Origin of the sequence: Staphylococcus delphini, assembly GCF_900636325.1 — a bacterium.
Lineage (GTDB): Bacteria > Bacillota > Bacilli > Staphylococcales > Staphylococcaceae > Staphylococcus > Staphylococcus delphini.
On the sequence record NZ_LR134263.1, the window covers coordinates 2687243 to 2701383 of the forward strand.

The 14141-nt window shown below is 32.2% G+C and carries 1 protein-coding gene and 1 pseudogene; both read right to left on the reverse strand.

The genetic code is table 11. The annotated features are described in order from the left end of the window. Positions 1 to 14: 14 nt before the first annotated feature. Positions 15 to 12203 (reverse strand): non-ribosomal peptide synthetase, encoded by a 12189-nt coding sequence (locus EL101_RS12660; protein ID WP_126489890.1) that lies wholly within the window; start codon positions 12201 to 12203, stop codon positions 15 to 17. Between the two features lie 308 nt (positions 12204 to 12511). Beyond that, positions 12512 to 13268 (reverse strand): annotated as a pseudogene (locus EL101_RS12665) (group II intron maturase-specific domain-containing protein). Positions 13269 to 14141: the final 873 nt, after the last annotated feature.

Sequence of the window (14141 nt, forward strand, 5' to 3'; positions counted from 1 at the left end):
TTTCACGTCCTATATTATTTATTTTGCCATGATTCTAAAATTACGTGAGCGTTCGTTCCTCCGAATCCAAATGAAGAGACCCCCGCCAATAAAGAAGAATCTTCTTTCCCTTCACCTAACGGTGTAGATCTAGAGGAGATTACAACGTTAAAATCATTTATATCAATTTCAGGGTTTAATTCTTTGAAATGAACATTTCCCGGAGCTTCTCGATGTCGTAAAACTTCAATTGCTTTAATAAAGCTAACTATTCCTGCAGCCCCCTCCAAATGACCAATATTCGTTTTAACTGAACCGATAACTAATGGAGAATCACGGTTATCACCTAAAGTATTTTTCAATGCTTCTACTTCAATAGGATCTCCTAATCGAGTTCCCGTTCCGTGACACTCAACGTAATCTATATCTTTACCTATCACTCCTGCGTCTTCTAAAGCTTCATTTATAACTGCTTCTTGTGCTCTACCACTTGGAGCTGTTAAAGATGCACTTTTACCATCTTGATTTACAGAAGATCCACGTATAACTGCTAATATAGGATCTCCATCTCTTTGAGCATCACTCAAACGTTTTAATACAACAGCGCCTACTCCTTCACCACGACAATATCCATCAGCATTTTTATCAAAAGTAGCACATCTTCCTTCAAAAGATAACATTTTGGCAGCACAGCAACCAATATAAGATCTAGGATGCAACATTATATTAACACCACCAACTAATGCTTTAGATACTTTACCACTGCGCAATTTTTCGACAGCTAAATCTATTGCTACTAGTGAAGATGAACAAGCTGTATCTAGTGTCATACTTGGACCATTCAAACCTAATATATATGACAATCGATTTGATGTTATAGATGGAGAAGATCCTGCAGCATAATAGGGATCTTCTAATGAACCCTCTAATTCCATATGAGACCAATCATAGCTCATTTGACCGATATATACAGCTGTATTAGAACCTAATAATTCTTTCTTTCTGTATCCAGCATTATAGAAAGCTTCATACGCTACCTCTAACAATATACGTTGTTGAGGATCCATTACCTGAGCTTCTGGAAGAGTTAAATTAAAAAACTCATAATCAAAATTCTCAATGTTCGATATAAATGCACCTTTTTTTGTATAGCTTTTGCCTATAGCATTTATATTGTCACTATAGACGTTTTCAATATCAAATCGAGAACGAGGAACATCAGTTACACAATCTTTATGTTCTTTTAGCATTTCCCAAAATTCTTCTGTAGATGATACATCACCCGGTAATCTACATGCTGTTCCAATTACTGCAATTGGTTCATTTACCTTATGATCTGCCATATTAACTATACCATTAGTTTTTTGATTAGAATCTACGCTTTTCAAATCATGAATTTGGTCTTTATTTATAGTAATGTTTGACGTTATATTATTAACTTTCTTTTTTTCGGTAATTTCTTCAGCCATATATTTAATGGTTGGATTATTAATGACAAAAACGCTATTTAATGACAAATCAAATTCTTGACTCAATGCCTGAGCTAACATAACAGATCCTAAAGAGTCTAAGCCATTGTCCATCAAAGTACTATCATCTGATATATCGTTAGGAACAATTTCATTAACACATTGTCTAACACTCGAAAGGATAGAAGAATAATCCGTATCATTTTCCTCTTTAACAATTGCTTTATCTCCATTAACTACAGATTGACTTGTAGTATTTGCTAAATGAGAAACTAATTGAGTAGACAATTTTAGCTTGTTCCAATTAATTGGAGTAAAGCATAATACACCTACTAATTTATTAGCAATTACTTGCTCAATCATTTGAGTTCCTAATTCATTTGAAATAGATCCAAACCCAATTTCTTCAGAATAATTTGTTGCCGAATGACGTTCTGCCATTCCTCCATCAGACCATGCGCCCCATTGTATTGATAATACATTTTCATTATTATTACTCCATTTTTCAGCTAAAGCATCAAGTGTAGAATTCGCTGCCGCATAATTACCTTGACCAGCTGAACCAAATGTTGCCGCTGCTGATGAAAATAATAATAAAAAATCAGGTGGTAAGAATATATCATGCAAATTATGTGCACCATGCACCTTAGCTGCATACGATGTTTCAAGAGTCTCAGATGTTTGGTTTTGTATAACAGCATCGCTTAGTACACCTGCGGTGTGAATAATCCCTTTAACATTTGGCCAATTCACTTCACTAAGCCACTCTTTTACTTTTCTAACGTCTGTCTCATTTGATACATCACATTTTAAAAGTTCTATATTAGATTCTTTTCTCAATGCATTTAATTCTTCATGAACATCCTCTTTTAATGATGATCTAGAAAGTAAGATTATATTTCTAGCACCTTTTTGTACTAATAATCTTAACGAAACAAGTCCTAAAGCACCTTGACCACCACTAATTATATATGTCCCATCAGGATTTAATTCTAATTCTTTTAATTCATCTAATTTTGAAGAATGATTTAATCTCAGCCCATATACTTCTTTATCAGATTCAATTAATAGATCTTCTTCCGAAGGTTGATGCATACAACTTACAATATTAGCGAATAGATTATTTTCATTCTTATATTTAATATTTTGTGCTTGTACTTCCAGAAATTCTAAACGGAAAGTTTTTAAAAGACCTTGAATACCCGAGTCATTAACATTATCAAAATGGCTAACAAAACTTATAGGTGTTTGAATAATATTGGAGTCACTAGCTAAGTATTTCAATATTTCTAATGCCTTATAAACGTTGTCTTCGCTATCTGTATTAATCACAATAATCCCATCCCAAGTCTTAAATTGGATTATCGCTTTTACAATATCTAAGTCTTTACTATCCACCTGTTTCCAGTTTGATGGTAGATTATCAATTAAACCTTCAGAGATAACAAGGTATGACGTTTCATTCATATTAAAATCAACTTTTGATGAGTTAATTAATTCCCATTTGCTTTCATATACATGTTCTTTTATATTATTCGCTGAGCGGTTATCCTCTGTTTTTTTAGATAATTTAGTATTTAATCCTCTTGAAGTTACTCCCGATAAACGAGTAACAACTTCGTTATTTTCATCAAATATAATAACTGTTCCTTCTACATGATTTTTTTCTGATTTATCGATTTTTGCATAGGCAAAAAGATTTTTAGGCTGCTCTTCTACAAAATAGACTTCTGCTTTTTCTATATGAAAAGGAATACATATACCACTACTTTCTATAGAACAAAAACCTAGTAACTGTAGACTAGCATCTATTGTCGCTGGATGTAACAATGACAAAGATTTTTCTAGAGAATTTTGATAATCAACCTCTATATCAGCAATTGCTTCACTTTTACCAATATAAACATTCTTTAAGTTTCGATATTTCGGCCCAAAATCTACGCCGTATTGCTTAATACTATTATATAAAATATTTTCATCGAAAATATCACACTGTTGTGAAATCCTCTCTATATTTATATTTTCTAATTTACTTCTATCAAAGAGTAATCGAAAATCGCCACACTCAGCAAACTTAACATCTTTGTCATTCTTTATAACATAATTATTATTAGTTGTATTACAACAAATTATTCGAGAAATATTATCATTAATAACTAATGGATTGATCATTAATGTGTTTTCTATTAATACCCCTTTAGAGTTTTCAAGCGTATTATCTAGTAAAGCTGCTCCAGCCAACGTCGCAATATGATTTGAGGCCGGTACAATAACTTCTTCATTGATTTTATGATCTTCCCACAATTTCATAACTTCCTCATTAATATCAGAAATATATCTGTTATTCACTCTGTTACTTAGCAATGGGTTAGGAACTCTATTCCAAGGTAAAAATACAGAGTTATATTTGAAAGGTCTATTGACCATTTTCTCATTTTCTTTATACGATTCTAAAATTATATGAGCGTTCGTTCCTCCGAATCCAAATGAAGAGACTCCCGCCAATAAAGAAGAATCTTCTTTCCCTTCACCTAACGGTGTAGATCTAGAGGAGATTACAACGTTAAAATCATTTATATCAATTTCAGGGTTTAATTCTTTGAAATGAACATTTCCCGGAGCTTCTCGATGTCGTAAAACTTCAATTGCTTTAATAAAGCTAACTATTCCTGCAGCCCCCTCCAAATGACCAATATTCGTTTTAACTGAACCGATAACTAATGGAGAATCACGGTTATCACCTAAAGTATTTTTCAATGCTTCTACTTCAATAGGATCTCCTAATCGAGTTCCCGTTCCGTGACACTCAACGTAATCTATATCTTTACCTATCACTCCTGCGTCTTCTAAAGCTTCATTTATAACTGCTTCTTGTGCTCTACCACTTGGAGCTGTTAAAGATGCACTTTTACCATCTTGATTTACAGAAGATCCACGTATAACTGCTAATATAGGATCTCCATCTCTTTGAGCATCACTCAAACGTTTTAATACAACAGCGCCTACTCCTTCACCACGACAATATCCATCAGCATTTTTATCAAAAGTAGCACATCTTCCTTCAAAAGATAACATTTTGGCAGCACAGCAACCAATATAAGATCTAGGATGCAACATTATATTAACACCACCAACTAATGCTTTAGATACTTTACCACTGCGCAATTTTTCGACAGCTAAATCTATTGCTACTAGTGAAGATGAACACGCAGTATCTATAGTCATACTTGGACCGTTCAAGCCTAATATATATGACAATCGATTTGATGCAATAGAATTCGCAACACTAGATCCAAAGTAAGGTGTATTTATATCTTTATTCTCTTTCATAGTGCGCCAATCGTCATTAGCCATACCTATATGAACACTAGTATCTGAACCCCGTAACAATTCCTTAGTGTAACCGGCATTATAGAAAGCTTCATACGCTACCTCTAACAATATACGTTGTTGAGGATCCATAGTTTTAGCCTCTTTAAGTGAAATGTTAAAAAACTTAAAGTCAAAATATTCTACATTACTCATAAATGCACCTTTTTTTGTATAGCTTTTGCCTATAGCATTTATATTGTCACTATAGACATTTTCAATATCAAATCGAGAACGAGGAACATCAGTTACACAATCTTTATGTTCTTTTAGCATTTCCCAAAATTCTTCTGTAGATGATACATCACCCGGTAATCTACATGCTGTTCCAATTACTGCAATTGGTTCATTTATTTTTTCTTCTTGAGTCATAACCTTATTAATCTCCTTAGCGACAAATTCAGCATGCTTATAAAGTAAATTAAAATGATGACCTTTACTTTTAACAATCTCTAAATTAGTACAAATTTCCTTTGTTTTTTTTAATACTTCTTCATTATTTTGAAATCCTCTAGAAGATTCTTTCATCAACTCTGACTGATTTTCTTTAAATACTTCTTCTGTTTGAATAATTTTAACTTTATTTTTAATACGAGCACTAGGTATATAATGCTCTGATAATATTTCAAAAGGTGCTGGGTCTTCTGGTGCTACATAGGGAGGTATATGCCTAGGGTCAAACAATATTAAATTCACCTTATATCCTTCTCTTTCAAGAATCAAAGATAGTTCTATCGCTAATGTAGCTCCGAATGAAAGGCCCCCAATTGTAATATTATCTGATGAATTAATTTCTAATAATTTTTCCTTTAAGTTTTCTGCTATTATATTGATATTATTTTTATCTATATTGACTTCAGCTGGTATTACTGGCATATAAGCGTATACTGGATTTTGCAAATTGTCTGAAATTCTACCAAATGTATCTTCAGCAGAACCCACAACGCCTCCTAATAAGAAAATAGGATTCCCTTCATCAGTGTTTTTCAGTAAATTCCAACCATTTTTAGAATTCTTTATTTTTATTAAGTTCCTTTCAGATAGTTGGTCATATATATGATTTGCAACATCTTCAATATTAGGATAATTAAAAGCAAAGTGTGCCGGAAGTTTTACAAATCCTTGAAAAACCTCTAACAATTTTTGTCTAAACTGAACTAAATCTAATGAAGAAAGACCTGATTCCATGAAAGATGTATCTAGATTTAATTCTTGGTCTGGAGTTAAAAATTGAGATATACTTTCTTTTATTTTCAAAAGAATTTCATCATAAGTCCATTCTACAGTCATATTTGTAATTCCCTCTTTACTTTTCGACCTATTAACTACAGATTGGCTTGTAGTATTTGCTAAATGAGAAACTAATTGAGTAGACAATTTTAGCTTGTTCCAATTAATTGGAGTAAAGCATAATACACCTACTAATTTATTGGCAATTACTTGCTCAATCATTTGAGTTCCTAATTCATTTGAAATAGATCCAAACCCAATTTCTTCAGAATAATTTGTTGCCGAATGACGCTCTGCCATTCCTCCATCAGACCATGCGCCCCATTGTATTGATAATACATTTTCATTATTATTACTCCATTTTTCAGCTAAAGCATCAAGTGTAGAATTCGCTGCCGCATAATTACCTTGACCAGCTGAACCAAATGTTGCCGCTGCTGATGAAAATAATAATAAAAAATCAGGTGGTAAGAATATGTCATGCAAATTATGTGCACCATGCACCTTAGCTGCATACGATGTTTCAAGAGTCTCAGATGTTTGGTTTTGTATAACAGCATCGCTTAGTACACCTGCGGTGTGAATAATCCCTTTAACATTTGGCCAATTCACTTCACTAAGCCACTCTTTTACTTTTCTAACGTCTGTCTCATTTGATACATCACATTTTAAAAGTTCTATATTAGATTCTTTTCTCAATGCATTTAATTCTTCATGAACATCCTCTTTTAATGATGATCTAGAAAGTAAGATTATATTTCTAGCACCTTTTTGTACTAATAATCTTAACGAAACAAGTCCTAAAGCACCTTGACCACCACTAATTATATATGTCCCATCAGGATTTAATTCTAATTCTTTTAATTCATCTAATTTTGAAGAATGATTTAATCTCAGCCCATATACTTCTTTATCAGATTCAATTAATAGATCTTCTTCCGAAGGTTGATGCATACAACTTACAATATTAGCGAATAGATTATTTTCATTCTTATATTTAATATTTTGTGCTTGTACTTCCAGAAATTCTAAACGGAAAGTTTTTAAAAGACCTTGAATACCCGAGTCATTAACATTATCAAAATGGCTAACAAAACTTATAGGTGTTTGAATAATATTGGAGTCACTAGCCAAGTATTTCAATATTTCTAATGCCTTATAAACATTGTCTTCGCTATCTGTATTAATCACAATAATCCCATCCCAAATTTTAGATTGAATCATTGCTTTTACAATATCTAAGTCTTTACTACTCACCTGTTTCCAGTTTGATGGTAGATTATCAATTAAACCTTCAGAGATAACAAGGTATGACGTTTCATTCATATCAAAACCAACTTTTGATGAATTCATCAATTCCCAATTAATTTCATATACGTGTTCTTTTATGATGTTTTTTTGAATTTCAGATTTTACATCTTGTTTATTCCATGGTAATGGTTTCGAGTTAAATATCTGTTTCTCTACGTCTGGAAGAGCTTTACTAATACTTTTATTTTCATTATTCCAAGATTCTAAAATCACATGTGCATTAGTTCCACCATAGCCAAAAGAAGATACACTGGCTAATATTGAATCTTTTTGAAGACCAATATTTATATTATTAGATGAAATGACAGCATTAAAATCATCAAAACTTATTTTTGGATTCAGTTCATTAAAATGAACATTTCCTGGGGCTATTTTGTGTTTCAAGACCTCTATGGTTTTTATCAATCCCACTATTCCTGCTGCCCCTTCTAAGTGACCAATATTAGTTTTTATCGATCCTAATACCAGAGGATAATTACGATTTTTTCCAAGTGTATTTTTAATTGCTTCAACTTCTATAGGATCTCCCAAAGGCGTACCTGTCCCATGACATTCAATATAGTCAATGTCATTTCCATGAATATTTGCTCTATTAAGCGCTTTATTTATAACATTTTCTTGTGCGTAACCATTAGGAATTGTTAAAGATGCACTTTTTCCATCTTGATTTACTGCAGTACCTTTAATAACACTTATAATGTTGTCACCATCTCGTTTAGCGTCTGCCAATCTTTTTAATACAACTACACCAACACCTTCTCCTCTTGCAATACCATTAGCCTTACTATCAAACGTAGCACATCGTCCATCAATTGATAGCATTCCAGCTTTACATGTAGTTATATATGGTTCTTTTGATAATATTAAATTAACCCCACCAGCTATAGCCATTGAACAAGAATTACTCAACAAGCTAGAGACTGCATTGTCGACTGCTACTAAAGAAGAGGAACACGCAGTATCTATAGTCATACTAGGACCAACTAAGTTTAAAATATAAGATATACGGTTAGATGTTATAGAAGGAGACACACCTGTACCAGCATATTCTTTGTTAAAAGAAAAATCAGTCATCCAATCATAATTCATTTGACCTATAAATACACCCGTATCAGATCCATTTAGTTCGTCTTTTCCGTATCCCCCTTTATAGCAAGCTTCATAAAGTACTTCGAGAAGTATTCTTTGCTGTGGATCCATTGCTTTAGCTTCAGCAAGAGGTATAGAGAAAAAATCATAATCAAAATACTCAACATTGTCTATAAATGCACCTTTGTTTGTATAACTACTGTTTACCAAATCTCTATTTGTATTATATATAGTGTCTATATCAAAACGGGAAGGTGGTACTTTAGTAATACAATCTTTTCTTTCTAATAGCATGTCCCATAACTCATCTGTAGAATTCACGCCTCCCGGAAGTCTACATGAGCTGCTTATTACTGCTATAGAATCATCCGAAGCGCTATCACCATCATCTTTAAATTGCATCTCAACACCACTTTTTCCTTTATAATATTCCATCAATTTTTCAATACTAGGATTATTAAATAACAAACTATATGGTAACTTGGTGTTCCACATGTCAGATAAAATATTAACTAATTTCACAGCATGTAATGATGTTAAGCCTTGTTCAAAAAGGCTTTTAGACATATTTATTTTTTGAGGTGATATCTCTAACAACTCACTTACTTTTTCTAATATTAAGTTGTTATTGGTTGATGTGTCTGTATATTTTTGATTGTCAAATTCAAACATTTTATATTGCGCTATTTCTTTTAATTTATTTACATCTACTTTTCCATTAAGCGTGCTTGGCATATCATCTATTATAATCCACTTTTGTGGTATCATATATGCAGGGACATAGTTTGCTAGATACTCTTTAATTTCAATTTCTTCATTGCCAGTATGTCGATTAACTACTACAAAACCAACTAAATACCTTGTATCTGTATTAATTGCTATTACATTAACCTTGATAATATTTTCCATATTTTGAACACACTTTTCAATTTCACCTAGTTCAATACGATGACCACCAATTTTCATCTGCATATCACGTCTACCTAAAATTTCAATTTCACCATTGCTAAGGTATCTTCCTAAATCTCCCGTTTTATACAAACGTCCAAATCTATCACTATTTATAAAACTTTTTTGAGTTAACTTTTTATTGTTAAAGTAGCCTTTAGCCAAACCTTTTCCACCTATATATATGTCACCAACAACATTTTGAGGTCTATACTTCAAATTTTTATCAAGTACATATATTTGTTGGTTGGCTAATGGTTTACCATAAGGTAATAGTTTACTTCCCAATCTTTTCGATTTAGATGAATATACATGATAATTTGACCAAATCGATGCTTCTGTAGCTCCTCCTAAGCCAACAATCTTTAATTCCGGAAAAATCTCTTGAGCTTTCTCAACTAAACTAAATCGAATTGCATCTCCACTAAGTAAAGATAATTCTAACTGATTTTTTTTATCTTCAGAATAAGCTGTTAATAACATTTCAAAAGTTGTCGGGACAGAATTCCATATATTTATATTATGATTTTGAATTTGATCCCACCAATAATCAGGGTCTCTTACTTTATCATCTCTACATATAACCAACGTTCCACCTGCACCTAAAACCCCGAAAATGTCCCATATAGACAAATCAAAATTGAATGCTGAAATGCCAAAAGCTATGGAATCATCACCAATTGAGAATTTCTTATTAATATCTAAGCAAGTATTAATTGCACTATTATGTGATATTTCTACTCCTTTTGGTTTTCCGGTAGAGCCAGAAGTGAATATTATGTATGCTAATTGATTATCTGCCACCTTAATTGGATTATAACTATAATGTTCGAAACTATTAATTCTGTCATAAGTAATATCTAAAAATTCAATATCCCCATTGTGTCTTAATACAGAGTTCAGACTAATTGACATTTCATTACTTATAACTAATTCACTATTTAAAGATTTAACAGTTTCGTTCAAACGTTTTTCAGGATCTTTGTGATTCAACGGTACAAAAATACCCCCAGACATAAGCACTGCTAATGCTGCAACTACTTGCTCCCATCCTTTCTTTAAAATGATAGGAACATGTGATCCTGGCTTAACCCCTTTTTTCTGCAATTTTCCTGCTAGCATCCTTGATAACTTTATCATTTCACCATAACTCAAAGTATATTCTCGATCTATAATAGCAGTTTTTGTAAAATATTTTCTTTCATTACCTTCAATCAAATCATGTAGTGCATTAAATTCTGTATCCCCAAAATCATCAGAAGTATCATTTATTCGTTCTATTAAATCGATAGATTTTATTGGTATTTCAGCTTTAGAAGATTGATTAGATGTTAATTTAATCATTAAATTTTCCATTTCATTCATCATACTTCTTATAAGATCCATACTATAGATTTTGTTATCATAATCCCAATTTACTACGAGACCATTGTTGTTTTCATATATTTGGCAATCTAAAGTGATTTGTGGTGTTTGAGTACGTTGGTAATTAAGAATAAATTCCTTGCCATTTAATTGGATACCTGACTCGAATATTCCTAAAAAAGAAGTGAAAACAACTGGAAAATTAATATGTTGGTCTTTATAGTAATCTTTAAGCATTTTTATAATGTCTATTCCACTTATATCATCGTGTTCCATACTTATCCTTAAGAAGTCATTAATCTCTTTTGCTTTAGATACAACATTTTGACCATATCTATCAATGATTGGACATAGAGTAACATCCGTAAAGTTACCAACTACACCTGCAAAATTGTTTTTACTATCTACAGGCCTATTAGACTTAGTTATTGCTAAGGTAAAATCTTCATTTTCTGAATATAGTTTTAAAACATCCGAAAAAATTGCTATAATTAATGAATTAGGAGAAATGCCTTCATCCGCAGATATATCTTTTAAAAATTCCCAACATTCTGTTTTTAAAGTGAAAGTTTCTCTATCAAAAAACATTTCATTGAAAGATACTTCAGTCGTTATTGGCAAATTAGGAGAATTAGGTAGTTCTGACACTTTTGATTCCCAAAACAACATAGTTTCTCTAGAAGTTTTCCTTTTTTTAATTGATTCGCAATAATCTATAAAATTCAATCTAAATTCATCATAAAACCCTGTAGTCTCTCCAACTAACATATTATTATATTCATCTGAAATTTCTTTGCATAACTGCATAGCACTCATAGCATCTATAAAAATCATATCAATTATTATATGTATCCTAGTAGTTTCAGCATCTACTTTGGATAGTTGTACATCCCAATATAATTCAGGATTTGATCTTAATTTCTCAATACAACTTTCTCTAATAGAATCAAAATTTTCATTGTCCGTTATATATATATCAGAAGTACTATCTTCCCTTACCATTTGTAATCCACTATCAGTAATTTTTGCTCTAAGCATTGGATGTCTTTTAACTACTCTATTTATTGATTTTTTTAAGATATAAACATCAACTTCCTTTATATCTATTTCAGTGTAAATTTGACAAGGTTTGTTTTGTAATATCCCCATATAATAAGATTCTTGAATCGGGGTTAACGGAAATTCAAAAGAGTTTAACCTTTTTGGTTCTGAAACATTTACTTTTCCATAAGAAATATCAATTTTTTCTAATATTTGATTTATAGTAAGTCCACTTAGAACTTGATATGTTGGTTTTGGGGCCATTAACCCTCTAATACGAGAGAGTGTTAAGGAATCTAAACCTAGAGTGCCTAATAATTCCTCCCCTTTATTTACTATATCTTCCGATGATAAACCAAGGTGTCTAGCTACTTCTTTAAAACTCCTAGATGAATCGTTCATAGTTCATAATAACCTCTTTTCAATATTTTATCGTCACACTATATATAATAGCACATACTAGTATAAATAGATTTACACTTACATATAAAACAAGAAATACTAAGTTGAAAACGCCTTAACCTATGAAAGTCATATATCATAGCACTTGGTAAAGAAGGTATAATAAACACATCTCCTATCTCTCCTATATCACTTTTGACTTAAAGTAGTTTATTGTTTCGTACGCTTTATGCGCTCAAGTGACTGAAGTCATTAATTAACTATTCGCCCTCTCACACCACCGAGCGTACGATTCCGTACTCGGCGGTTCAATATCTTACGCAAGTCAAATCTGCAAGCTGGGTTAATGGTATCCCTCCACTTGTAGAGTTGTTTTGTTGTAAGTGCACGATGAACCTCGTGGGTATGTTTGATAATCGTAATCGCCAGTGCTTTTTGCGAGACTCTGCGATTTTCATCGCACTTCTATGATAAAGACCATATTGGCACAACATCTTATATTTAGTTCTTACTCTTTTCCACCGTTTAAGTAAGAGTTGTCTAAGTCGGCGGTTTAACCAAGATTGCGTGGTTTCAATAAATCCTCTGATAAAACCTCTGCCGAAGTAATTTATCCAACCTCGCGTCACTTGATTAATTTCAGCGATAATATCTTTAAAGGTAGCGGGTCTATTTTGTTTCGTTATTTTCCTTAAGGCGCGTATTAAATTTCTTTTTGCTTCCGTAGTCGGTCTGAAACCATGGCTGTGATTTGAAAATGTTCGGTCGATGACTGGTTCAATCGCTTGTTGTATTACTCTGTCTCTATCGACAGGGATACCAAGCACACGCATTTTCCTATTTGGCTTGGGAATTTGAACTTTTCGAACTGCTTGAGGTTGGTATGTATCATCCAGTAGTTGTTTAATTATCTACGAAAAATAATGCGCAAAATGAGCATGTTTCACTGACTTTCATGCCGTCAATTCCAGTAGTACCTTTGTTTTTCTTAGTCTTCTTGATAGCTTTTTCTATGTTGTCAGGTCTTACAACAAGATTTATCAGTGGTGGAGACTTATGATACATTTCATCTAAGATTTGCTGTACACACTTATGTATGTTTTTTCGTTACACTACTTATACTTCATAAGCTGCCGGTTAAGACTGTATTCCGAACGTCGTAAATCTATAACCTCCAATCTTTACTTTGTATTGAATATTGTTCAGTCCTTCGTTACATTTTCCCTACTATGACTTTTGCTGACTTCTTATCATTCATTGTTACTATGATAGATATACAGCATCTTAAAAATTATATAAAGCATCTTTATTCCCTATTTATCCCATTTGAATACACAGGTATTTATTCAAGAGGCATGAAGCGCTTTTGTGAAATTAACAAAATAGATTACTTAGAAATGAATCCTCTAGAAGCCAAGTTCAAAATGAGATCATTAAGATCATAGAAAACAAATAAGTCAGATGTACATCAACTCGCACTTTTTGCCTTTAGAATGAAAGGTTCAAAGGTACAACTTCAATCTGAAGAGGTATAATTTGAACTGAGAGAACGTTCGCGTTTTCACTTAGAAATGAAGATCAACCAAAATCGTCTCAAAGTTGAGTTAGTAAAAACGCTCCATCAAACATTACCATGCGGAGAAGCATTATTTACTAGCATACATTCAAAAATTGCATTAAATATATCTACAGAATTTTCTCATCCTGATTATTTAAGTATTTTAACTAATGATAAATTGGTGGAAAAAGTACTCCATTCAACTGATAAAGGCATTTCAATTAAAAAGCTCATAAGTATGCCAAAAAATTAATTGAGATAAATAATAATAGTTTTCCGAATGTTCACAACTCTCCTTTCCTCCTATGAAAAGTTCAATACTTATGCGACAAACTACTTATTGGGATAGAATATAAGAAAAATTTGATCAAGAAATGATT